The sequence below is a fragment of the Variovorax sp. 10N432 genome, assembly GCF_056394465.1.
Genome location: NZ_JBFTHX010000003.1, coordinates 187,563 through 210,420, shown reverse-complemented (window position 1 = coordinate 210,420; position 22,858 = coordinate 187,563). Strand labels below are relative to the sequence as shown.

Here is a 22,858-nt window from a genome sequence, read left to right as displayed (position 1 = left end):
ATGACCCTCCGGTTGCCGCAGCGAAGTCCAGCGGCCGCCGACGACGGCTCAGGCGACGCTGCTCGCGTAGTGCCGGGCCTTGTCCTCGTACATGGCCCGGTCGGCCCGCTGCAAGGCGGCTTCCAGCTGGTCGCCGGACCCGCAGGTCGCCACGCCGATCGCCAGGTGCACCACGTGGCCGCTCTGGCCGGCGTGGAACTGGTTGTTCAGGTCGAGCAGCGAGACGATGCGATCCCGCATGCCGGCAGCGCCGCGCTCGTCGGTGGCCGGCAGCAGCACGGCGAACTCGTCGCCGCCGATGCGCGCCGGCCAGCCGGGCGCATCGACCGCCTGGGTCAGCACCTCGCCGACCCGCCTGAGCAGGGCGTCGCCCGCGGCGTGGCCGTCCTCGTCGTTGACGCGCTTGAGGCCGTTGAGGTCGATCGCGACGACGGACACCGGCCACGGGCCCTTGCGCGCCAGCCGGTGCAGCTCCTCGGTGTAGAAGGCGCGGTTGCACAGCTGCGTCAGCACGTCGTGGCGGCCGAGGTATTCGAGGTAGGCCTCGGCTTTCTTGCGCGCCGTGATGTCGACCAGCGACACCAGCACCAGGTCCCAGGTCTGGAGGTGGTGCTGCAGCACGGTGAACTGCATGTGGATGTTGATCGGGTCGCCCGCGAGCGAGTAGTTCACGACTTCGCGCTGCTGGGAGGTCTTGTTGTTCCACAGGTCCTGCAGCTGGTCGGCGAACGAATCCTGCATCTCGTCGCGAAACACCCTGGGGATGTTGCGCAGCAGGTCGGCGGTGTCGGCGGCGCCGAACATCCGCAGCGTCTCGCGATTGACGTCGATCACGCGAATCTCCTGCATGCAGCGCGTGACGAATTCCGGGTGCACCTTGATGAAGGTCGTGAAGTCGGTGATGCCGCGCTGCCGGATCTCGTCGAGCAGCTTCTTGACGGCGCTGAAATCCTCGACCCAGAGCGAGACCGGCGAATGGTTGAAGAGACCGCGGGCATAGCGCTCGGCCTCGGTGCGCTCTCGATAGGCCGCGACGCGGGCCGTGATGTCGTCGAGCGACACCAGCACGCGGTCCCAGCGGTCTTCGTGGCCCGGCAGGATGCGCAGGCGCACCTGCACGTCCAGGCGGCGGCCGTCGAGCGTGTAGTTGACCGTCTGGTTCTCCACGCTCAGCGCGCCCTGCCAGAGCTGTTCGAGTTCGTGCATCACGCAGTCCGCCATGTCGTCGCGGAAGACCTGGTCGAGGGCGGCCAGCAGGTGGTCCTGGCTGCGCGCACCGAACAGCGTCAGCGTGTGCTGGTTGACCCGCAGGACCTTGTAGCAGGCCATGCAGTCGCGGATGCGCGCGGGGTCGGCCGCCAGGTGCGCGGCCAGGTCGGTGACGCCGGCCAGCCGCCATTGGTCGAACAGGTCCTTGAGGCCGCTGTAGTCTTCGAGCCAGAGAGAGACGGGCGACAGATCGAACATCGACTCGAGGTCGGTAGACGCGGACATGGCTGCTGGCTTCCTGGGGGACGGTGGCGGGGTCGGGACCGCCGATTGTCCACCCAAGCCGGCGCCACCCCTCGGCCGCGCCGGGTCGCGCCGGCAGGGCCAGCGGCAGTACTGCACGGAAGGCGCGACAAACAACGGATTGCCGGTGCAGAGCGGCCGGGCCCCGAGACCCAAACCAGCAGGGATAACCCCCTTGTTTAGTTATTTAATATAACCATAATGAGGCCAGGACAAAGCCCAAGGACACCTCGATGAATTCGACTTCCCGCCGCGGCATGCTGCTTGCCGGCCTGGCCTGCGCGACCGCCGCGGGCCCTGCCCTCGCGGCCGATGCCCCCGCCACGCCGACCACCCAGGCCATCCCCATGGTGCTGCCGCGCACCGAGTTCGTCTACGAGGCGATCGTCGATCTCTCGCCGGCGCTGACCTTGGGCGCCTCGCCCTTCGGCGAGCGCTTCATGGTGCCGATCGTCGGCGGCAGCTTCGAAGGGCCGGGCCTGCGCGGAACGGTCATGGCCGGCGGCGCCGACCGGCAGCTGCTGCGCCGCGACGGTGCCAAGAACCTGGATGCGGTCTATGAGCTGAAGACCGAGGACGGCGTCGTCATCTCGGTGCGCAACCGGGTGCTCTCGCGGCGGCCGAAGGATGCGCCGCCCTACGTGTTCTCGACCCTGGAGATCGTCGCGCCCGACGGCCGCTACGGCTGGCTCAACGACTTCGTGTACGTCGGCACGCTGAACAGCCTTCGCCCGCAGCGCGAGGCGGTCGTGATACGGGTCTACAAGGTGGTCTGAGGCGGGCGTTGGCCGGTTCGGCCAGAGGGCCGCACCCACCTGTGCCGCATCAGGTGACTGCGGCAGCGGCAACCCCTTGCCGAATGCCCATGGCTTCGAGTGTGTCTGCCACCGCAGCGACGGCTCCAGGTATCCCTGCTTCACCGAAGTGGCCCATGCAGCCGACCCGAAATGTCTCGACCTGCGTGAGCTTGCCGGGGTAGAGGATGTAGCCGCGCTTCTTGACTTCCTGGTAGAAGGTCTTGAAGTTGTATTTCGGATCGTCGGGCGCATGAAAAGTGACGATGATCGGCGCCTGGATGGCGGGATCGAGATAGCTGCGGAATCCCAGCGCGGCCATGCCATCGATCAAGGCCTTGCAGTTGCGCGCGTAGCGCCCGCCGCGCGCGTCGAGTCCGCCTTCCTCGACGTACTGCGTGATGGCTTCATCCAGTGCGGCGACCACGTGGGTGGGGGGCGTGAACCGCCATTGTGTCGTCTTGCCCATGTATATCCACTGGTCGTAGAGATCCATGGCGAGCGAGTGGCTGTTGCCCTCGCACTTTTCCAGAGTGCTGCGCCTGACGATGACGAAGCCCATGCCGGGCACGCCTTCGAGGCACTTGCCCGAGGCGGCGACAACCGCGTCGAAGGGCGTGATTCGGGCGTCGATATCGATCGCGCCAAATGAACTCATCGCATCGACGATCAAACCGCGGCCGTGCTTTTCGACGACCAGCGCGACGTCGTGGAGTGGGTTGAGCACACCGGTTCCGGTCTCGCAATGGACCAGCGCCACATGCGTGATCGAAGGGTCTGCTGCGAGGGCACGGTCGACGTCCGCGGCCAGGACCTGCTGGTCTTCCCGGTAGTCGATCGTGGTCACGCGACGGCCGAGCACCTTGCAGATCTTGGCGATGCGCTGGCAATAGGCGCCGTTGTTGGGCACCAGCACGTGGCCGTCGCGCGGGACGATCGTCCCGATGGCGGCCTCCACCGAGAAGGTGCCGCTGCCCTGGAGCGGCACGCACTCGTGCGAGGCCTCGCCATGCACGATGCGCAGCACCTGCTGGCGGATCCTCGCGGTGATCTGGTTGAAGTCCGAATCCCACGAGCCCCAGTCGCGCAGCATGGCCGCGCGAGTCTTGTCCGATGTGGTCAGCGGACCGGGAGTGAGAAGGATCGGCGAACGAACTTGGCTCATGGTGTCTCCTGTGGGAAGGGCGATGGTGTGAGGAAATGCAGCAATGGTCAGCCGCGGCGAAGGTTGCGCCAGGCCTGCGTTCGAACGAGCAGCACGCGCGTCAGCAGCGAATAGGCGATGCACACGACGATCGATGTCACGACGATCAGGCTGGCGAGTGCGGCCGCCGGACCGATGTCGCCGGCGTCGTCGAGATGCATGATCGCAACCGACGCCAGGATCGTTTCGGGCGAATACAGAAAGATCGCGCACGAGAGGCTGGCCATCGAGACGACGAAGAAGTAGCGACCGATGTCCAGGATGGCCGGCAGGCAGACCGGCACCGTGACGCGCATGAAGGTCTTGTAGAACGGCACCTTCAGCGAGGCCGAGACGGCTTCGAACTCGTTGTCGATCTGCTTGAGCGCAGTCACGGCGGTGAGGTGGCTCGATGTGTAGTAGTGGACGATCATCGACAGGATCAGGATCGCCATCGTCTGGTAGAGCCCGTTCAGCGGATTGGCCGGGTGGTTGAAGAACATCACGTACCCCAAGCCCAGCACCAGGCCCGGCACGGCCATCGACAGCACCGCCATGAGGTGCATGGCGCGTTTCATCGCGACGAGGCCGCGCGACTTCTCGATCAGGTAGGCGCCGACGAACACGATCAGCGATCCGCCGATGGCCGTCGAGATCGCCACGATCAGGCTGTTGCCGTAGGCCGCGGCCATGTCGCTTTCGATCAGGGCGAAGTGATAGTGCTTGAGCGTCAACGACAGGTCATACGGCCAGAGCGTGATGAACGACGTGTAGAAGGCCATGCCGATGGTGCCGAGCAGCAGCGTGCCCACGAGGACGCAGGTCGCCGCCAGGAGCGAATCGGCCAGGCGCCGCGGCTTCGGAATGTGCGGAACCGAGCGCGCGGTCAGCTGCGCCTTCAGCTTGCGGCGCACCGTGTAGTCGATGACGAACGACAGGATGGACGGAACCAGCAGCAGCATGCCGACCACCGCGCCCATCGAGAAGTTGTGCTGCCCCACCACCTGCTTGAAGACGTCCACCGACAACACGTTGAAGTTCCCGCCGATGACCTTCGGCGCGCCGAAGTCGCTGACCACGTAGGTGAACACGACCGTCACGGCGCTGATCAGGCCGTACTTGCAGGAGGGCAAGGTGATCGTCGTGAACTGGCGCCACGGGGGCGTGCGCAAGGCAGTGGCCGCTTCGTAGAGGCGGCCATCGGCAAGCGACAACGCGGTGACCAGAATCATGAGCGCGTGTGGAAAGGTGTTGTAGACCTCGGCCAGGATGATGCCCGGCGCACCGTAGATCGAAGCGCCCATCAGGAGCGCCTTGAACGCCCCCTGGTTGCCGAACCACTGCACGAACGAAATGGCCGACAGGAGCGAGGGCGCAAGCAGCGGGATCAGCGCGACCAGCTTGAACGTGCCCTTGAACCATGCCGGCAGGCCGGTACGCGTCAGCGCATACGCGCAGACGAAGGCCGTCGGCACCGAGATCATCACGACGACCGAGGCCACCCAGATCGAATTCCATGCGGCACGCAGCAGGCTGGGGGTCTGGAAGTAGGTGACGAAGTGCGCCAATCCCACGAAAGCGCCGTCCCTGTCCTGCACCGCGTTCACGAGGATCGTGAAGAGCGGCGCGATGAGGAACGTGAACAGCATCGCCATGATGGCGAGCAGCACCCCTCGCGCGATCAGGTCGTCGCGGCTCCAGCGCATTCCAGGGCGGGCGGCAGCCATCGGGGCGGACGGGTAGGGACGTGCCAGCGCGTTCATGGCCTGGCAGTCCTGCTGCAGAAGGCCCGGATCCGGTTGGCGCGCAGCGCGATCTCGATGCGATTGCCCTCGCGAATATCGAGATCATGCAACTGGTTGAGCGAGAAGTGCAGGCCCAGGCTCTGGCCATGCAGCGCATCGGCAGTGACTTCGGCAATGCACAGCCCGCCGAGGAACTCGACCTTGCTCACCAGTGCGCTCATCCGGTTGGGCGTGTCGTGGGCAAGGTTCTCGACCAGGCGGTCTTCCGGCCGCAGGTAGAGATTCACCTCGTCGCCCGGCTCGAAGCCGATGTCGCAGGCATCGCACTGCAGTTCCATGTCGCCGACGCGAAAGAGGTTTCCGCCGAGCGCGTAGCCGTGCAGGACGTTGACCTTGCCCACGAAATCGGCCACGAAGGGAGTCGCCGGCCTTTCGTAGATGTCCATCGGCGTTCCCACCTGCTCGATCACGCCGTGGTTCATGACGACGATGCGATCGGCCATCGACAGGGCCTCTTCCTGGTCGTGCGTCACCATGATGGTCGTGATGCCCACCTGGCGCTGCAGGCGGCGGATCTCGCCGCGCAGACGGATGCGCTCCAGCGCATCGAGCGCCGACAGCGGTTCGTCCAGCAGGAGGAGCCCGGGACGGGTGGCCAGCGCGCGCGCCAGCGCGACCCGCTGCTGTTGCCCGCCGGACAGCTGGCTCGGGTACTTGCTTCCCGAGGTCGGCAGGCCGACCAGCTTCAGCAGTTCCTCGACCCGTGCCTTGGCTTCCGCCTTCTTCACCTTGCCATTGACCAGGCCGTAGGCGATGTTGTCGGCGATCGTGAGGTTCGGAAAGAGCGCGTACGACTGGAACACGATGCCGTAGTCGCGCTGATCGGGGGGCAGCCAGGACACATCCTTGCCGTTCTGCAGGATCTGACCGGCGGTTTGCGTCTCGAGCCCCGCGATGATTCGCAGCAGCGTGGTCTTGCCGCACCCCGAGGGACCCAGGAAGCAGAGCATCTCCCCTGGATTGACGCGCAGGTGCACGTCGCGCAGGGCACTGAAGGATTCGAAATCCTTGCGGATGCCGATGACCTCGAGTGCGCCCGCGGTGGTCGGCTCGCTGCCGAGAAACCTGGTGTCAGTCATGTCCATCTTCTTGCTCTCGTCGCGGGTTGAAGAACGGGTCGGGCAGCGATCAGTTGGACTTGGCTTCCGACTTGCCGTCGTAGCGCTTGCTCCACTCCTTCAGGATGCGGTCCCGGTTCTTGGCCGACCAGTTCAGGTCGTTCTTCGACAGCAGCTTCTCGTAGTTCTCGGGGATGCCTTCGAGCTTCTTCGCGACGCCCGGATAGGCCACCACGGCCCACCAGTTGGACGTGACCTGGTTGGCTTCCTTGCTGGCCATCCAGTCGGCCAGGCGTTTGGCCTGCTCCATCTTCTTCGTGCCCTTCATGATGCTCGTGGCCTCGATGTCCCAGCCCAGCCCCTCCTTGGGAAAGACCAGTTCAACCGGAGCGCCGGACTTCTTGACCTGGTGGGCGCGAAATTCGAACGAGATGCCGATCGGGAACTCGCCGGCGCCTGCCTGCTTGCAGGGCTTGGAGCCGGAGTGCACGTACTGCGCGATGTTTTCGTGCAGCGCGTCCATGTACTTCCAGCCGTCGTTCTCGCCCCACATCTGGAGCCATGCGGCCACGTCGAGGTAGCCGGTGCCGCTGGATGCGGGATGCGGCATCACGATCGCGCCCTTGTAGACCGGCTTGGCGAGATCCTTCCAGGACTCCGGCTTCGGCAGGCCGCGCTTTTGCGCTTCGACGGTGTTGAAGCAGATCGTCGCGGCCCACACGTCCATGCCCACCCAGGCTGGCGGCCGCGCGCTGTCCGAGTATGCGGGCGTCAGTTCCTTGAAGCCCTTGGGCTCATAGGCGGCGAGCATGCCTTCCTGGTCGAGCAGCGCGAGGCTGCTGGCCGCGAGACCAGCGACCACATCCGCCTGGGGGTTTGCCTTCTCTGCCAGCAGCTTGGCCGTGACGATGCCGGTCGAATCGCGCACCCATCGGATCTCGATGTCCGGGTTCGCTTTTTCGAAGCCGTCCTTGTAGAGCTTCATCGCGTCGGTTTCGAGCGCGGTGTACACGAGCAAGGTGGTTTTCTGTTGCGCGGAAGCGCCGGTGAGGGCGAAGGCCAGGGCCGTCGCGCACAGTGCCGTAGAGAGTCGGCGGATGCCTTTGCTTGAGTTCATCGGTTCGTCCTGTGTGGGTAGGAATTGGATTGCTGACTCGTGCCCAAGCGCGTCTTGACGCCCGCTTCGGTACGCTCAATGTAAAACGTCAACTGGCCACTGTCAATATTAAATTGTTGACAGTTGGCGATTCGGCACGCAGAATCGATTTCATGAACTCAAGCAAACCAGCCGCTGCCCTGGCCTTCTTCCAGTCCAATTCGCTGCCGATGCTGGTGCAGGAAGAAATCGAACGACTCATCATGACCGGCGAGCTGGCCGTGGGCACACGCGTGAACGAAAGCGAGCTCGCACAGCGCTTCAACACCAGCCGCGGCCCCATCCGCGAGGCCCTGAGGGCGCTCGAGGAAGCCGGGCTCGTGCGCAACGAGAAGAATCGCGGCGTGTTCGTGCGGGAGATCTCCTTCGAGGAAGCCGACGAGATCTACGAGTTGCGCGAAGCGCTCGAGGAAATCATCGGACGCCGTGTGACGCGCGCCATTGCGCCCGACGGCATCGAGCGCCTCAAGGGCATGCTCAAGGCCATGGGGTCCGCGGCAAAGGCCAAGGACGTGGAGCAATACGCGCAATTGAATCTGCAGTTCCACGAGGTGCTGCTGGAAACGGCCGGCAGCCAGAAACTGATCGAGACCTACCGGCGCCTGATCAAGGAGCTGCTTCTGTTCCGCATGCGCGCGCTCGACAACGGCGGCGGCCTGCGCGTGTCCGTCGACGAGCATCGCGAGATCGTCGACGCCATCGCCTCCGGCGACGCCGAGCGCGCAGGGCGCGTCATGCGGCAACACGTTGCCGACAGCCGCAACCGAATGCACGCGGCCATGGGCCGGCCTGACGCCGACTCGCCGAAATCCAACTCTTCCAATCAACAAGGAGCATGAAATGAATCCCCAGTCGATCGAAGTCAACGCCAGAAGCTATCGCTGGATGAAGCGGCCGGTGGTCGTGGTCTGCGTGGACGGTTGCGAGCCGGCCTACCTCGATGCCGCGGTGGAAGCTGGCGTCGCTCCCTACCTCGAGAAGATGATGCGTACCGGCGCCAACCTGCTGGCCGACTGCGTGGTTCCGTCCTTCACCAATCCCAACAACCTGTCGATCGTCACCGGGGCGCCCCCTGCGGTCCACGGCATCTGCGGCAACTACTTCTTCGACCGTGAACTCGGCAAGGAAGTGATGATGAACGACCCCAAGTACCTGCGCGCAGGCACCGTGCTGGCGGCCTTCGCGGACGGAGGTGCCAAGGTGGCCGTGGTCACGGCCAAGGACAAGCTGCGCAAGCTGCTGGGCAACCACATGAAGGGCATCTGCTTCTCTTCCGAGAAAGCCGACGAGGCCACGCAGGAAGAGAACGGCATCGACAACGTGCTGGACCTGGTGCGCCTGCCCGTGCCCTCGGTCTACAGCGCGGAACTCTCCGAGTTCGTGTTCGCTTCCGGCGTCAAGCTGATGGAGACGCGCCGCCCCGACCTGATGTATCTCTCGACGACGGACTACGTGCAGCACAAGGCGGCGCCAGGCAGTCCGGCCGCGAATGCGTTCTACGCGATGATGGACCGCTACTTGGCCGAACTCGACGCACTCGGCGCCACCATCGTCCTGACCGCCGACCATGGCATGAACGACAAGCACGGTACCGATGGCAAGCCCAACGTCATCTACCTGCAGGATGTGCTGGACGGCTGGTACGGTGCCGAGGCCGCGCGCGTCATTCTTCCGATCACCGACCCCTACGTCGTGCACCATGGTGCCCTGGGCTCGTTCGCCACCGTCTACGCACCGGACGAGGAAATCGCCGCGCAGTGGATCGAACGCATCAAGGAACTGCCCGGAATGGAATCGGTGCTGACGCGCTCCGAGGCCGCAAGGCGCTTCGAGTTGCCGCCCGACCGTATCGGTGACATCGTCGTCGTCAGCGAGCGCAACACGGTGATCGGCACTTCGGCCAGCCGCCACGATCTCTCTGCACTCGAAGTGCCGCTGCGCTCGCACGGCGGGGTGTCGGAGCAGCGTGTGCCGTTGATCTGCAACCGCCCTGTCGATGGTGTCGAAAGCAACCGCCGGTTGCGCAACTTCGACGCGCTCGACATCGCCCTCAATCACGCCCAATAGCACCCATTCAGCACCGGGAAGAGGACAACCCAGAATGAGCCAGCCCATGCCCAAGCCAGCCGAGATCCACTGCGAAGCACTGCGCATTGCGGGCGAGCGCGTCTATCGCGACGACGTGATCGAGGTCACCTACCCCTACACCGGCGAGGTGATCGCCACCGTGCCGAAGGCCACGCTCGAAGACGTGCGCCGCGCCTACCGGCTCGCCCGCGACTACAAGCCGACGCTCACGCGCTACGAGCGATACAAAATCCTGATGCGCGCCGGCGAGATCATCAACTCCAGGCTGGACGAGATCTCCCGCACGATCACGCTGGAGTCGGGACTGTGCCGCAAGGACTCCCTGTACGAAGTGGGGCGCGCTTCCGACGTGCTTCTGTTCGCCGCCAACCAGGCGCTGGTGGACGACGGCCAGGTGTTCTCCTGCGACTTGACGCATCACGGCAAGAGCCGCAAGGTCTACACGATGCGCGAGCCCTTGCTGGGCGTCATCACCGCCATCACGCCGTTCAACCATCCGCTGAACCAGGTGATCCACAAGGTGGCGCCTTCGATCGCAACCAACAACCGGATGGTGCTCAAGCCCAGCGAGAAGACGCCGTTGACCGCATTCATCCTTGCGGACATCCTGTACGAGGCGGGGCTTCCGCCGCAAATGCTGTCCGTGATCACCGGCGACCCGCGCGAGATCGCCGACGAGATGCTCACGCATCCCGACGTGGACCTCGTCACCTTCACGGGCGGCGTGGCGATCGGCAAGTACATCGCCGGCAAGGCCACCTACAAGCGTCAGATACTGGAACTCGGAGGCAACGACCCCATCATCGTGATGGAAGACGCCGACGTCGAGGAAGCGGCAACGCTGGCGGCCAGCGGCTCCTACAAGAACTCCGGCCAGCGTTGCACCGCCATCAAGCGGATGCTGGTGCATGAAGCCGTGGCGGACCAGTTCGTCGAATTGCTGGTGCAGAAGACGCGCGCACTGAAGTATGGCGACCCGATGGACAAGAGCGTCGACATGGGCACGGTGATCGACGAAGCTGCAGCGATCCATTTCGAGAAGGTCGTCAACGAAGCCATCGCGGCCGGCGCGGAACTGAAGTGCGGCAATGTCCGCCGTGGCGCGCTGTACTCGCCGACCGTGCTGGACCGGGTCGATCCCGGAATGACGGTCGCCAGGCACGAGACCTTCGGACCGGTGTCGCCCGTCATTCGCTTCAAGGACATCGAGGAAGCCATCCGCATCTCCAACGGCACGGCCTACGGGTTGTCCTCGGCGGTGTGCACCAACCGCCTCGACTACATCACGCGGTTCATCCGCGAGCTCAATGTCGGCAGCGTGAACGTGCGCGAAGTGCCTGGCTACCGTCTGGAGCTCACGCCATTCGGCGGGATCAAGGACTCGGGGCTCGGCTACAAGGAAGGCGTGCTGGAGGCGATGAAGAGCTTCACCAACAGCAAGACCTACTCGTTGCCCTGGTAGCCATGAGCCTCACGATCGAAGACATCGTCCGCGTGTTCGAGGCCAAGGGCCATGAGCAGTACGACGGCGAACCGGTGACCCAGCTTGGCCATGCGCTGCAATCCGCGCACCTGGCCGAACAGGATGGCGCTGGAAGCGCGCTCATCACGGCCGCATTGCTGCATGACCTTGGACATCTGCTGCACGACTTCGGCAAGACACCGACGCAGCAGGGTCTCGATGACCTGCACCAGTATCGATGCCTGCCGTTCCTGCGTGCGCTCTTCGGGCCGGAGACCCTGGAACCCATACGCCTGCACGTCGATGCCAAGCGCTTTCTCTGCGCGCGCGAGCCTGGCTATCTCGAGACCTTGTCGGCCGACTCGCGGCGCAGCCTCGTGCTGCAGGGCGGCGTCTTCGACGAGGTGCAGGCGCAGGGGTTCGCCGTCCTGCCGTTTTCCGAAGATGCCGTGCGCGTGCGGCGCTGGGACGATGCCGCCAAGTCCGCGGAGGCCGTCGTGCCGTCGCTCTCGCATTTCGTGCGCCATATGCAGATCTGCGTCGCAGCGCGTCGCACCGCGCAGACCGCATAGGAGAAGACATGCGACCCTTCTGGATCGAGCAAGCGTTGTTCAACGACGGCGAGCTGTCGCCCGCTCTGCAGGGCAGCCAGCGAGCCGACGTCTGCATCGTCGGCGGTGGCTTCACCGGCCTGTGGACGGCGATCCAGGCCAAGCTGCAAGATCCGTCGTTGGACATTGTCATTCTTGAAAGCGATCTCTGCGGGGCCGGCGCGAGCGGGCGCAACGGCGGATGCCTGCTCACCTGGTCGGCAAAGTTCTTCACGCTGCGACGGCTCTTCGGCGAGGCCGAGGCCATCAGGCTGGTCAAGGCATCCGAAGCGGCCGTATCGCATATCGCGGAGTTCTGCCGTGAACACGACATCGATGCCGAATTGCGCATGGACGGCACGCTCTACACCGCCACGTCGCAGGCCCAGATCGGCGTCCTGGACCCGGTCATGCGAGCACTCGAAGACTGCGGCATCCGCAGCTATTTTCCGTTGCCGCCCGACGAGGTGGCGCGACGCTCCGGCTCGGCTCGCAACCTGGCGGGCGTCTATTCGCCCATGGCCGCCACGGTGCATCCCGGCAAGCTGGTGCGTGGGCTTCGTCGCGTGGCGCTCGCAATGGGCGTGCGCATCCACGAGCGCAGCCCGATGCGCGAGTTCAGCACCGGCAATCCGGCGGTCGTCCGCACGCCTTGCGGGACCGTCGAGGCAAGAAAAGTCGTGTTGGCCATCAATGCCTGGATGGCCAGTACCTTCGCGCAGTTCGAGCGAACCATCGCGATCGTGTCGAGTGACATGGTCATCACCGAAAAGTGCCCTGAATTGCTGCGCGAGATCGGCTTGATCGACGGCGTGTCCGTACTGGATTCGCGCACCTTCGTCTATTACTACCGGAGCACCGTGGACGGTCGAATCATGCTGGGCAAGGGCGGCAACACGTTCGCGCGAGGCGGGCGCATCGCGCCGGTCTTCGACCAGCGCTCTCCCTACGAGGCGCAACTCACGCAAGCGCTGCATTCGTTCTTCCCGGCGCTGCGCGACACGCCGATCACGGCAAGCTGGAATGGCCCCTCCGACCGATCGGTGACCGGCTTTCCCTTCTTCGGCCGGCTCGATGGTGCACCACACATCAGCTACGGTTTCGGCTACTCGGGCAATGGCGTAGGACCGAGCTACATGGGCGGCCAGATCCTGTCTTCGATGCTGCTGGATCTCGACAATGCGTGGACGCGCAGCCCTCTCACACAGGGCCCGTTGGGGCGCTTTCCGCCGGAGCCGGTGCGATATGCCGGATCGATCGTGGTTCGCAACGCGATCCGCCGCAAGGAACGCGCGGAAGACGAGAATCGCCGACCCTGGTTCGTCGACACCATGCTGAGCAAGTTCGCCAATGCGGCGGGCAAGGCCGACAAGGCCTGACTGTCCGTGGCCGGAGCCGACAACTCAGTCGCGGTCGATGAAGACTGCGACGCAGAGTGCGGCGCCCACGACGTACAGCAACCAGGTCTGCGGAATCGCGTAGGGATACAGCATCAAGGCGACGCCGAGCCATTTGCTTCGCGGACGACCGGCGCGCTTTCCGTAGCGATAGACCGCGATGCCAATGAGGCCGAACAGAACGGCACCCATGATGTAGGCCGGCGTCGGGAGCGAAATCCCGAGCGACTCCAGTGTCTGCAAGCTGTCCATGGGGGTCTGGCCGAGGGTTGGAGGGGCTCCTCTGAGCGTCCGCAGCTTAACCGTGGTCACGAAAAGGCGTTGCGACGAAAATGCGTGAAGAGCAATGAGCTTGAAAGGAGTTCTGTCGTGTTCACAACTGAAATTCGATTGCCCGAACTCGCCTTGTTGGCTGGCACCCGCGGGGCCTTGGGGGCGGGAGTCGGCCTGTTGCTTTCCGACAAGCTCAGTGAAGAGCAACGCAAGAACATCGGTTGGACGCTGGTGGCCGTTGGCGTGCTGACCACCATCCCGCTCGCGGCTATGCTGTTCGGTCGCCGCCGAAGGAGCGACGCCTGACTTGGAGTCGGGCTTCACCTCGAGGAGTTTGCATGTTGAGCAACGAAGAGCAAATCCGTGCGCTTGTCGAGACCTGGCAGGCTGCAACCAAGGCCGGCGATGTCGATACCGTGCTCAGTCTGATGACCGACGACGTCGTTTTTCTGGTGTATGGGCGCCCGCCCATGCGCAAGGCGGAGTTTGCGGCGCAATCTCACGTGCCAGCTGGCCGTCCACCTCCAATTGTCGACGGCAAGTCCGAGATTCAGGAGATCCAAGTCTCAGGCGACATGGCCTACATGTGGAGCGCACTCCAGGTCTCGGTCACTCCGCCCGGTGCGGGCCTGCCGATGGAGCGTGCAGGGTACACGCTCACGGTCTTTCGGCACGTTGACGGCAAATGGCTGTTGGCGCGTGATGCAAACCTCTTGTCTCCGGTACAGCGCCCAAGTTCGTGACTACCAGCGCGTCGACACGATGGCTGGACGAGTCACCCCCCTCCTCGCCCCAGAGCGAACTAGCTGGCTTGGTTTGAAGCCTCGGCAACCGGCACCACCCAAGCAGCCATGCCACCCGAATCTCGGCGGCCAAATCGATACTTGACTCGGCCATCGCTCAGGACTACTTTCCGCCCTCTCTGGACCTCAAAGGAGATACCGTGATGGCTTTTTCTCGAATCGCATCGGGAGTCTTGCTCTCGGGTTGTGTCGCGCTCGGTGCCAGCTATTCGTTTGCCCAGACGTCGCCGTCAGAGCGTGAGGCTGCGGCCGCCGCCCAGGCAAAGCGCCAAGGCAAGCTGCCGACCAAGGGCGATGAACAGTATCTTCAGAACGCGCTCAAGCGCTGCGAACGCCAGCCGGAGGGGACTGCGCGAGACGCTTGTGTCAAGCGCGTGACTGACGCCGGCGACACCACGACACGGGGTAGTGTCGAAGGGGGCGGGAAGATTCGCACCAACACCATGCAGGTGCCTGCGACCGAAGCGCCCAAGAAATGAGGGCGCCACCCTGGCGCGAGACGCGCTACCGTGCGGCGACCAGTCGTTGCCGCTCGGTTGAAGGTCCGATTGCTGGCTGATTCCGTCTAGCCGCTACGGGCGGCGTGTTCACCATCGATGCTCAACGCAGGCAAGCGCGAAATCGCTGACTGACTGCGGATTCTGCAGTCAAGCCCACCTCACCGTGGCGTTTCTTTCGACTGTGACTCGGCCGCTTGTAGCGTTTGCTCAAGCAGAACCGATATTGTCATCGGCCCGACGCCGCCGGGCACAGGTGTGACGGCTGAACACCGGCTCATTAGATTGCGAGGCTCGATATCACCGATGCCGCCAGCGTGGTAGCCCGCATCGACAACGACCGAATCATCGGCAATCCAATCGGCAGCGATAAAGTGCGGTTTGCCCAATGCACCGACAACAATCTGCGCGCGCCGCACTTCTCGCTCCAGATTTCGCGTGCGGGAATGACAGAGAGTGACGGTGGCTCCAGCATTGGAAAGCATCAACGCCATCGGCTTTCCAAGGATGGCGCTCCGGCCGACCACGACTGCTCGCTGGCCGGCAATCTCAATGCCGTAGTCAGTCAGCAGCCTCATGATTCCAGAGGGGGTAGCCGAACCAAACGCTTCTTGTCCCAATGCCATGCGCCCGAATCCATGAGAGGTGACGCCATCGACATCCTTGTCGATTCGAATGCAATCGAAGCAAGCGCGTTCGTCTATGTGCAACGGTACCGGGTGCTGCAACAGAATGCCATGGACGTCAGGGTCCTTGTTGAGCGCATCGATGACGTCACACACCTCTCTTGTGCTGGCTGACGCAGGCAACACCAGCGCCTTCGAGTGCATTCCGACGCGCCGGCATGCGTTGGCCTTCATTCGGACGTAGACCGCCGAAGAAGGGTCGTCGCCGACCAGGATGGTGGCGAGAGTGGGCACGCGGCCCTGGTGTCGTAGCGCAAAGCCGCGAATCGACTCCGTGAGTTTGGCTTCGCAACGCACTGCGAGCGCTTTGCCGTCGAGAACGACACATTCAGACCTGGTGCCACCGTTCATATCAGTTTCCTTGCAGGAAAACAGTCGGGTGCCCAGGCGAGCGGCAATGATTCGCCTGCGCTCCACGGTGGAACTCACCTTATCGCCAGTTACGCGGGCGGAGCAATGATAGATGACCAGTGACGCCGCATCCTGCCCCTTGCACCTCAGAGCTTCTTCATCATGAACGCCAGGTAGAACCCATCGGTGTGGTTGTCGATGCGCCCGAACTCCTGGTAGCCGCGCTTCGCATAGAAGTCGCGGGCCTGCCATTCGAAGGTATCGAGCTTGGCGCTGTGCGCGCCCAGGCGCTTCGCCTGCGTCTCGGCCTGCCCAAGCAGCTCGCTGCCAAGCCCGGCTGTCCTGGCCGCCTCGTCGACCCAAAGCACGTCGATGTGGAGCCAGTAAAGGAAGACGTAGCCGCGAAGCCCTCCGACCATTCGACCTTGCTCATCCCTTGCGCTCAGCCATACCGGTTGAGATTCGGGATACTCGCCCACGAATTCGTAGTTGAAGTGGCGCAGCCGTCGACCGAGCTCGCCCGACCGCACCTCCTCTTGCGTCGCTTCGACGATGGTCCAGGCTGTCATGGCGGGCACAGCGCCCCTGTCAGGGCCGCGTCTTCCCAGCCACCAGCCGCATCCCCGGCATCAGTTCGGCCGCGAGCTCCGGCCGTTCGAGCGCGTAGTCGAGGTTCATGCGTGCGATCTCGACGTGCTCCTCGCCCAGCGCCTGCGCGCGCGAGCCTTGCCCGCGCTCGATCGCCTGCACCATCGCGTGGTGCGTGCGGTGGGCCTGCTTCATCCACTGGTGCCCCTCCTCCATCGACGACTGCATCGGCAGCATGGCGCTCGGCGACGCGAAGGGCTGGCCGTCCAGCATGTCCATCACGCGCTGGAGCGCGACATTGCCGCAGCCCTGCATGATCAGCTGGTGGAAGCGGTCGTTCATCTGGACGTAGGCCGCGTAGTCGTCCAGGCCCATTTCGGGCTTGTTGACCGCCTTGTCGCCCTCGTCGAGGCAGTCGTGAAGGTCGCGCAGCAGCTGGCGCGAGGCACCGTCCTCGGCCAGCAGACGGGCCGCGAAGCCTTCGATCACGCCGCGCACGCGGATCGCGTCGGCGATCTCCTGAGACGTGAAGCGGCGCATCTGGTAGCCGCCGCTCGGCGACTGCTCGATCAGGCCCTCGTGCTCCAGGCTGGTGAGCGCCAGCCGCACGGGCGTGCGCGAGGCGCCGAGCTTCTCCGCCAGCGGGATCTCGGCCAGCCGCTCGCCGGGCACGAATTCGCCCTTGAGGATCAGGTCGCGAAGTTGAACCAGCACACGGTTTTGTTGGGAGTCCATCTGGAGCAGCGGAACGAAGAATGCCTCGATTCTAAGGAGATCAGCCGTGGCTGCACACAGTCAGGCCAACTTGGTCCGATTGTTGCATACATGTCGCAAGCAGTGCATTCAGAAAGAGAAAATGCACCTCGAAGATGCGTCGACTTCTAAGTAATAACCCTTGTTTTAGCGCCTGAATGCCCCCGCAGGAATCTAAATGGATTGACCTGGATCAGAAATCGCCCAGACAATGTATGCAATTGCATGCAGCGCATGTTTCAGACAGTCACCCCCACGATGGAGCACCCCCATGATCAGTGCAGAACAGAATGATTTCATCACCCGGGTCGGCCGGGGCACCCCCGCCGGCACGCTGTTGCGCCGCTACTGGCAGCCGGTGGCGCTGGCCGACGAACTCGCCGGTCCGCGCCCGGTCAAGGCGGTGCAGCTGATGGGCCAGCACTTCGTCCTGTTCCGCGACGAGCAGGGCCAGCTGGGCATGCTCGACCGCGACTGTCCGCACCGCGGCGCCGACCTGGCTTTCGGCCGCCTCGAGCACGGCGGCCTGCGCTGCCCCTTCCATGGCTGGCTGTTCGACGCCAAGGGCAACTGCCTCGAAACCCCCGCCGAGCCCGTGGGCAGCAAGCTCTGCACCCGCATCAAGCAGGCCGCCTATCCGGTGGTCGAGCGCGCCGGCACCGTGTTCGCCTACATCGGCGAAGGCGAGCCGCCCGCGTTCCCCGATTTCGACTGCTTCGTCGCGCCCGACTCGCACACCTTCGCCTTCAAGGGCCTGTTCGAATGCAACTGGCTGCAGGCGCTCGAGGTCGGCATCGACCCGGCGCATGCCTCGTACCTGCACCGCTTCTTCGAGGATGCCGACACCTCGGAGAGCTATGGCAAGCAGTTCCGCGGCGCCTCGGCCGACTCCGACATGCCGATCACCCAGGTGCTGCGCGAGTACGACCGCCCCGACATCAGCGTCGAGCCGACCGACTACGGCATGCGGCTGACCGCACTGCGCCAGCTGTCCGAAACCCAGACCCACGTGCGGGTGACCAACGTGGTGTTCCCGCAGGCCTTCGTGATCCCGATGAGCGCCGAGATGACGATCTCGCAGTGGCACGTGCCGGTCGACGACACGCACTGCTACTGGTATGCGATTTTCACCAGCTTCACCGACCCGGTCGACAAGCAGCAGATGCGCGACCAGCGCCTGAAGCTCTACGAGCTGCCCGACTACACCTCGCGCAAGAACAAGCGCAACAACTACGGCTACAGCATCGACGAGCAGCTGAGCCAGACCTACACCGGCATGGGCGACGACATCAACGTTCACGACCAGTGGGCGGTCGAGTCGCAGGGCCCGATCCAGGACCGCACGCGCGAGCACCTGGGCAGCACCGACAAGGGCATCATCACCTACCGCCGGATGCTGGTGCGGGCCATCGAGAGCACGCAGGCCGGCGAAACCGCGCCGATGCTGATCGACGCCGCGCAGGCCAGCGCGCTCACCGGACCCCCGTCGATCGACGGCATCGGCGAAGCCGGCAACACCGACGGTTACTGGCAGAGCGCCGACCGCGAACGCCGCCTCAAGTCGGACTGGGCCTCGGCCCGCCTGGCCGCAGCCTGAGCACGCGCACGCCATGAGCTCCTTTGTAGACCGCCACGGCCTCTGGTCCGACGACCAGCAGAAGCAGGCCCAGGAACTGGTGCGCCGCATCGACGCCGGCGAAGTCGACGTCGTGCGCTTCGCCTGGCCCGACCAGCACGGCTTGCTGCGCGGCAAGACCCTGGTCGCCAGCGAAGCCCGCGCCGCGCTGTGGGACGGCGTCAACCTCACCTCCACCCTGCTCGCCAAGGACACCTCGCACAAGACCGTGTTCCCGGTGTTCGCGGCCGGGGGCGGCTTCGCCATCGAAGGCTTCCAGGGCGGCGCCGACTTCACGGTCGTGGCCGACCCCGCCACCTTCAAGGTGCTGCCCTGGGCGCCGCGCTCGGGCTGGGTCCTGTGCGATGCCTACATGGGCGACGGCAAGCCCTGCCCCTATGCCACGCGACAGATCCTGCAGCGCGCGGTGAAGCAGCTCGACGCACTCGGCATGGACTTCATCGCCGGCCTCGAGGTCGAGTTCCATGTCTTCAAGCTCGAAGACGCGCGCATGGGCCTGGCCGATTCGGGCCAGCCCGGCGAGCCGCCGCGGGTGTCGCTGCTGTCGCACGGCCACCAGTACCTGACCGAGCTGCGCTACGACCGGGTCGACGCCGTGATGGAGCTGCTGCGCTCGCAGCTGGTCGCGCTCGGCCTGCCGCTGCGCTCGCTCGAGATCGAGTTCGGCCCGAGCCAGTTCGAGCTGACCTTCGGCCCGACCGCCGGCGTGCTGCCGGCCGACACCATGGTGCTGCTGCGCAGCGCCATCAAGCAGATCTGCCAGCGCGCCGGCTACCACGCGACCTTCATGTGCCGGCCGAAGATTCCGAACGTGATGTCCAGCGGCTGGCACCTGCACCAGTCGCTGCGCCGCAAGAGCGACGGGGTCAACGCCTTCATGCCGGCCGAACCGGGACAGGACCTGAGCGAGATCGGCTTGCACTACCTCGGCGGCCTGAAGCAGCATGCCTGCGGCGCGGCGGCCCTGGCCAGCCCGACCATCAACGGCTACCGCCGCTTTCGGCCTTTCTCGCTGGCGCCGGACCGTGCCATCTGGGCCCGCGACAACCGCGGTGCGATGCTGCGCGTGCTGGGCGGCGCAGGGCAGAACGCGACCCGGATCGAGAACCGGGTCGGCGAGCCGACGGCCAACCCCTACCTCTACCTCGCGTCGCAGCTGTTCTCGGGCCTGGATGGCATGCGCAACAAGACCGACCCCGGCCCGTCGGCCGACGCGCCCTATGAAACGCCGGCGGAGCAGCTGCCGCGCTCGCTCGGCGATGCGCTCGGCTGCCTGCGCGGCGACGAGATGCTCAACGCCCAGATGGGCAAGGCCTTCGTCGACTACCTGTGCCACATCAAGGAAGCGGAGATCGCCCGCTTCAACCTCGAAGTCAGCGAGTGGGAACACCGCGAGTACTTCGACATGTTCTGACGCTGCCCGCCATGCCCACGATCCACTACATCCTGAAAGACGGCAGCAGCCGCAGCGTCGACGCCAAGCCCGGCTCCAGCGTGATGGAGAACGCCATCCGCGGCAACGTGCGCGGCATCGACGCCGAATGCGGCGGCTCCTGCTCCTGTGCCACCTGCCACGTCTATGTCGACGAGGCCTTCACCGACCGCCTGCCGCCGGCCGACGAGATGGAAAGCGAGCTGCTCGACGGCGTTGCCTCCGAGCGCCGCCCGGGCAGCCGCCTGAGCTGCCAGCTCACGGTGACCGCCGAGCTGGACGGCCTGACCGTGCGCATCCCCGAGACCCAGAGCTGATGGCGGCCGCCCACCCCCTGGTGATCGTCGGCGCGTCCTATGCCGGCGTCCAGCTGGCCGCCAGCGCGCGCGAGCTCGGCTTCGAGGAGCGCATCGTCATCGTCGGCGACGAGGTCCACGCGCCCTACCAGCGCCCGCCCCTGTCCAAGGGCCTGCTGACCGGCAAGACCAGCGTCGACAACCTGGCATTGCGCGGCCCCGATTTCTTCGCCCAGAACGCCATCGATCTGATGCTCGGCCGGCGCGCCATCGCGCTCGACCCCGGGGCGCGCAGCGTGCGGCTCGACGATGGCGCCGTGCTCGACTACGGCTGGCTCGCGCTGGCGACCGGTGCACGCTGCCGGCCCTTCGCGCTCCCGGGCTCGACGCTCGAAGGCGTGCTCGACCTGCGCACGCTCGACGATGCGCTGCGGATCGCCGACGCCGCCGGGCGCACCGAGCGCGCCTGCGTGATCGGCGGCGGCTTCATCGGCCTGGAGGTGGCGTCGGCGCTGCGCGCGCGCGGCGCCGAGGTCACCGTGGTCGAGGCCCAGCCGCACCTGCTGGCACGCGCATTTCCGCCGCTGATGTCGTCCTATGTCGAGAACGCGCATCGCCGCCGCGGCGTCGCGCTGCTGACCGGCCGCGGCGTGCGGGCGCTGCACGGCGCACAGGGCCGCGTGGCCGCGGTCGAGCTCGACGACGGCACCCGCATCGATTGCGACCTGGTCGTCCTCGGCATCGGCGTGCTGCCCAACGCCGAGCTGGCGCAGCAGGCCGGCATCGCGGTCGACAACGGCATCGTCGTCGACATGCTGGGCCGCACGTCGGCGCCGCGGGTGCTGGCCGCGGGCGACGTCGCCAGCATGGCGCTGCCGCCCGCACCCGGCGTGCCGGCGCGCATGCGGCTCGAGTCGATCCAGTCGGCCAACGACGGCGCCCGCGCGCTGGCCTCCCTGGTGGTCGGCCGCGAGGCGCCCTGCACCGCAGTGCCCTGGTTCTGGAGCGACCAGTTCGACCTCAAGCTGCAGATGACCGGCCTGGCCGCGCCCGGCGACGAAGTCGTGCTGCGCGGCGACATGGCCAGCGATCGCTTCAGCGTGTTCTACCTGCGGCAAGGCACACTCGTGGCCGCCCACTCGGTGAACAAGCCGGCCGAGCACATGCAAAGCCGCAAGCTGATCGGCGCCCGTGCCCGCCTCGGTGCCGACCAGCTCGCCGACCCCTCTTTCGACCTCAAGACGGTCGCCTGATCACCCCTTGCCCGCCGGCTCGCCGGCTTCCCTGAACGGAGCTTCCCCGATGATGATGAACAAGAGAAACGCGCTCGCCACCCTGACCCTGGCCTGCCTCGGCGCCTTCGGTGCCATGTCCGCGCAGGCGGCCGACGAGCCGCTTCGCATCGGCCTGATCGCGACCTACTCCGGCCCCTATGCCGACTACGGCCGCCAGTTCGACGCCGGCGTCGCGCTCTACCTCAAGGAACACGGCGGCAAGATCGCCGGCCGCACGGTCGAGGTCATCAAGAAGGACACCGCCGGCCCGGCGCCCGATGCGGCCAAGCGGATCGCCCAGGAGTTGGTGGTGCGCGACAAGGTGAGCGTGCTCACCGGCCTCGACTTCAGCCCCAACGCCTACGCGGTCGCGGCGATCGCCACCCAGGCCAAGATCCCGACCCTGGTGATGAACGCGGCCTCCTCCGCGATCACGGCCAGCTCGCCCTACGTCGCGCGCCTGTCGTTCACCGTGCAGCAGGTCACCGACCCGATGGCGCGCTGGATGGTCAAGCAGGGCGTGAAGGAGGCCTATACCGTGGTGGCCGACTACGCCTCGGGCACCGACGCCGAGACCGCGTTCAAGAAGGCCTTCACGGCCCAGGGCGGCAAGGTGGTCGGTGAAGTCCGCACGCCGATGAACAACCCCGACTTCTCGGCCTACGTGCAGCGCATCAAGGACGCCAGGCCGCAGGCGGTGTTCTTCTTCTTTCCGTCGGGCGTGATGCCGCCGGCCTTCCTCAAGGTCTGGAAGGAGCGCGGCATGGAAGAAGCCGGCATCAAGCTCTACGCCACCGGCGAAGCCACCGACGACAGCTACCTCGACGCCACCGGCGACGTGGCGCTGGGCCTGGTCACGAGCCATCACTATTCGTACGCCCATGCGTCGCCGAAGAACCAGAAGTTCGTCAAGGACTTCGCCGCCGAGTTCGGCACCAAGCTGCGCCCCAGCTACTTCGCGGTCACGGCCTACGACACGATGGCCGCCATCGACCTGGCGCTCGCCAAGACCAAGGGCGAGCTCTCGGGCGACAAGTTCATGGACGCGCTCAAGGGGCTGAAGTTCGACAGCCCGCGCGGCCCGATCGAGATCGACCCCGCCACCCGCGACATCGTGCAGACGGTCTACATCCGCAAGACCGAACGGGTCAAGGGCGAACTGGTGAACGTCGAGTTCGACAAGTTCGAGCGCGTCAAGGACCCGGCCAAGGAAAGCCAGTAACC

23 protein-coding genes and 1 riboswitch are annotated in these 22,858 nt (G+C 65.4%); of the genes, 14 read left to right on the top strand and 9 right to left on the bottom strand.

From position 1 onward, the window contains the following. Positions 1-48: 48 nt before the first annotated feature. Positions 49-1,494: a sensor domain-containing diguanylate cyclase gene (locus AC1DF3_RS05285; RefSeq protein WP_286530358.1), complete on the bottom strand. Its 1,446-nt coding sequence runs from the start codon at positions 1,492-1,494 to the stop codon at positions 49-51. Between the two features lie 251 nt (positions 1,495-1,745). On the opposite strand from AC1DF3_RS05285, the gene AC1DF3_RS05280 reads away from it, so the two are divergent. After that, positions 1,746-2,288, top strand: a complete 543-nt coding sequence (locus AC1DF3_RS05280) for a DUF3237 domain-containing protein (RefSeq protein WP_286530360.1) — start codon at positions 1,746-1,748, stop codon at positions 2,286-2,288. Between the two features lie 49 nt (positions 2,289-2,337). On the opposite strand, the gene AC1DF3_RS05275 is transcribed toward AC1DF3_RS05280, so the two are convergent. The 4 genes from AC1DF3_RS05275 to AC1DF3_RS05260 are packed head-to-tail and all read right to left on the bottom strand — an operon-like array spanning position 2,338 to position 7,469. Continuing rightward, positions 2,338-3,471 (bottom strand): 2-aminoethylphosphonate--pyruvate transaminase, encoded by a 1,134-nt coding sequence (locus AC1DF3_RS05275; RefSeq protein WP_286530362.1) that lies wholly within the window; start codon positions 3,469-3,471, stop codon positions 2,338-2,340. A 47-nt stretch (positions 3,472-3,518) separates the two neighbouring features. Beyond that, positions 3,519-5,252 carry a putative 2-aminoethylphosphonate ABC transporter permease subunit gene (locus AC1DF3_RS05270; protein ID WP_478139027.1) on the bottom strand — a complete coding sequence of 578 codons (1,734 nt, stop codon included), beginning with the start codon at positions 5,250-5,252 and terminating at the stop codon, positions 3,519-3,521. Beyond that, complete coding sequence (locus AC1DF3_RS05265; protein WP_478139026.1) at positions 5,249-6,379, bottom strand: putative 2-aminoethylphosphonate ABC transporter ATP-binding protein; 1,131 nt, start codon at positions 6,377-6,379, stop codon at positions 5,249-5,251. The genes AC1DF3_RS05270 and AC1DF3_RS05265 overlap by 4 nt, the downstream gene beginning before the upstream one ends. Before the next feature lie 43 nt (positions 6,380-6,422). Continuing rightward, positions 6,423-7,469, bottom strand: a complete 1,047-nt coding sequence (locus AC1DF3_RS05260) for a putative 2-aminoethylphosphonate ABC transporter substrate-binding protein (RefSeq protein ID WP_478139025.1) — start codon at positions 7,467-7,469, stop codon at positions 6,423-6,425. A gap of 152 nt (positions 7,470-7,621) precedes the next feature. Between AC1DF3_RS05260 and AC1DF3_RS05255 the strand changes: the two genes are divergently transcribed. The 5 genes from AC1DF3_RS05255 to AC1DF3_RS05235 are packed head-to-tail and all read left to right on the top strand — an operon-like array spanning position 7,622 to position 13,027. Next, positions 7,622-8,347 (top strand): phosphonate utilization associated transcriptional regulator, encoded by a 726-nt coding sequence (locus AC1DF3_RS05255; RefSeq protein ID WP_286530369.1) that lies wholly within the window; start codon positions 7,622-7,624, stop codon positions 8,345-8,347. 1 nt (position 8,348) lies between these two features. Beyond that, positions 8,349-9,575: a phosphonoacetate hydrolase gene (phnA, locus tag AC1DF3_RS05250; RefSeq protein ID WP_478139024.1), complete on the top strand. Its 1,227-nt coding sequence runs from the start codon at positions 8,349-8,351 to the stop codon at positions 9,573-9,575. 46 nt (positions 9,576-9,621) lie between these two features. Beyond that, positions 9,622-11,058, top strand: coding sequence for a phosphonoacetaldehyde dehydrogenase (phnY, locus tag AC1DF3_RS05245; RefSeq protein ID WP_478139023.1), 1,437 nt, complete (start codon positions 9,622-9,624; stop codon positions 11,056-11,058). Between the two features lie 2 nt (positions 11,059-11,060). Further along, positions 11,061-11,630 (top strand): phosphonate degradation HD-domain oxygenase, encoded by a 570-nt coding sequence (locus AC1DF3_RS05240; RefSeq protein ID WP_478139022.1) that lies wholly within the window; start codon positions 11,061-11,063, stop codon positions 11,628-11,630. 8 nt (positions 11,631-11,638) lie between these two features. Continuing rightward, complete coding sequence (locus AC1DF3_RS05235) at positions 11,639-13,027, top strand: FAD-dependent oxidoreductase (protein WP_286530377.1); 1,389 nt, start codon at positions 11,639-11,641, stop codon at positions 13,025-13,027. Between the two features lie 24 nt (positions 13,028-13,051). Here AC1DF3_RS05235 and AC1DF3_RS05230 read toward each other — a convergent pair whose 3' ends face one another. Beyond that, the gene (locus AC1DF3_RS05230) at positions 13,052-13,297 is read right to left on the bottom strand and encodes a hypothetical protein (protein ID WP_478139021.1); all 246 of its coding nucleotides are present in this window, start codon (positions 13,295-13,297) and stop codon (positions 13,052-13,054) included. A 117-nt stretch (positions 13,298-13,414) separates the two neighbouring features. Between AC1DF3_RS05230 and AC1DF3_RS05225 the strand changes: the two genes are divergently transcribed. The 3 genes from AC1DF3_RS05225 to AC1DF3_RS05215 all read left to right on the top strand — a co-directional run bounded on the left by AC1DF3_RS05225 (position 13,415) and on the right by AC1DF3_RS05215 (position 14,600). Next, positions 13,415-13,624 (top strand): hypothetical protein, encoded by a 210-nt coding sequence (locus AC1DF3_RS05225; RefSeq protein WP_286530381.1) that lies wholly within the window; start codon positions 13,415-13,417, stop codon positions 13,622-13,624. Positions 13,625-13,656: 32 nt separating this feature from the next. Next, positions 13,657-14,061, top strand: a complete 405-nt coding sequence (locus AC1DF3_RS05220) for a YybH family protein (protein ID WP_286530383.1) — start codon at positions 13,657-13,659, stop codon at positions 14,059-14,061. Positions 14,062-14,264: 203 nt separating this feature from the next. Further along, the gene (locus AC1DF3_RS05215) at positions 14,265-14,600 is read left to right on the top strand and encodes a hypothetical protein (protein WP_286530384.1); all 336 of its coding nucleotides are present in this window, start codon (positions 14,265-14,267) and stop codon (positions 14,598-14,600) included. A 179-nt stretch (positions 14,601-14,779) separates the two neighbouring features. Here the strand turns inward: AC1DF3_RS05215 and AC1DF3_RS05210 are convergent, their stop codons facing one another. The 3 genes from AC1DF3_RS05210 to AC1DF3_RS05200 all read right to left on the bottom strand — a co-directional run bounded on the left by AC1DF3_RS05210 (position 14,780) and on the right by AC1DF3_RS05200 (position 16,978). After that, positions 14,780-15,655 (bottom strand): tetrahydrofolate dehydrogenase/cyclohydrolase catalytic domain-containing protein, encoded by an 876-nt coding sequence (locus AC1DF3_RS05210; RefSeq protein ID WP_478139020.1) that lies wholly within the window; start codon positions 15,653-15,655, stop codon positions 14,780-14,782. Between the two features lie 23 nt (positions 15,656-15,678). Next, positions 15,679-15,758: riboswitch (ZMP/ZTP riboswitch) on the bottom strand. A 43-nt stretch (positions 15,759-15,801) separates the two neighbouring features. Then, on the bottom strand, positions 15,802-16,224 hold the full coding sequence (locus tag AC1DF3_RS05205; RefSeq protein WP_286530387.1) for a GNAT family N-acetyltransferase: 423 nt from the start codon (positions 16,222-16,224) through the stop codon (positions 15,802-15,804). Between the two features lie 19 nt (positions 16,225-16,243). Continuing rightward, positions 16,244-16,978 (bottom strand): GntR family transcriptional regulator, encoded by a 735-nt coding sequence (locus AC1DF3_RS05200; RefSeq protein WP_286525953.1) that lies wholly within the window; start codon positions 16,976-16,978, stop codon positions 16,244-16,246. A gap of 289 nt (positions 16,979-17,267) precedes the next feature. Here AC1DF3_RS05200 and AC1DF3_RS05195 point away from each other — a divergent pair, with 289 nt between their 5' ends. The 5 genes from AC1DF3_RS05195 to AC1DF3_RS05175 are packed head-to-tail and all read left to right on the top strand — an operon-like array spanning position 17,268 to position 22,856. Then, positions 17,268-18,593: an aromatic ring-hydroxylating dioxygenase subunit alpha gene (locus tag AC1DF3_RS05195; RefSeq protein WP_478139019.1), complete on the top strand. Its 1,326-nt coding sequence runs from the start codon at positions 17,268-17,270 to the stop codon at positions 18,591-18,593. A 13-nt stretch (positions 18,594-18,606) separates the two neighbouring features. Then, the gene (locus tag AC1DF3_RS05190; protein ID WP_478139018.1) at positions 18,607-20,046 is read left to right on the top strand and encodes a glutamine synthetase family protein; all 1,440 of its coding nucleotides are present in this window, start codon (positions 18,607-18,609) and stop codon (positions 20,044-20,046) included. Between the two features lie 11 nt (positions 20,047-20,057). Further along, a complete protein-coding gene (locus AC1DF3_RS05185) occupies positions 20,058-20,381 on the top strand; it encodes a 2Fe-2S iron-sulfur cluster-binding protein (protein ID WP_286525947.1) in 324 nt (107 codons plus the stop codon). Continuing rightward, positions 20,381-21,613 (top strand): NAD(P)/FAD-dependent oxidoreductase, encoded by a 1,233-nt coding sequence (locus AC1DF3_RS05180; protein WP_478139017.1) that lies wholly within the window; start codon positions 20,381-20,383, stop codon positions 21,611-21,613. The genes AC1DF3_RS05185 and AC1DF3_RS05180 overlap by 1 nt, the downstream gene beginning before the upstream one ends. Before the next feature lie 49 nt (positions 21,614-21,662). Next, positions 21,663-22,856: an ABC transporter substrate-binding protein gene (locus tag AC1DF3_RS05175; protein WP_478139016.1), complete on the top strand. Its 1,194-nt coding sequence runs from the start codon at positions 21,663-21,665 to the stop codon at positions 22,854-22,856. Positions 22,857-22,858 lie beyond the last annotated feature (2 nt).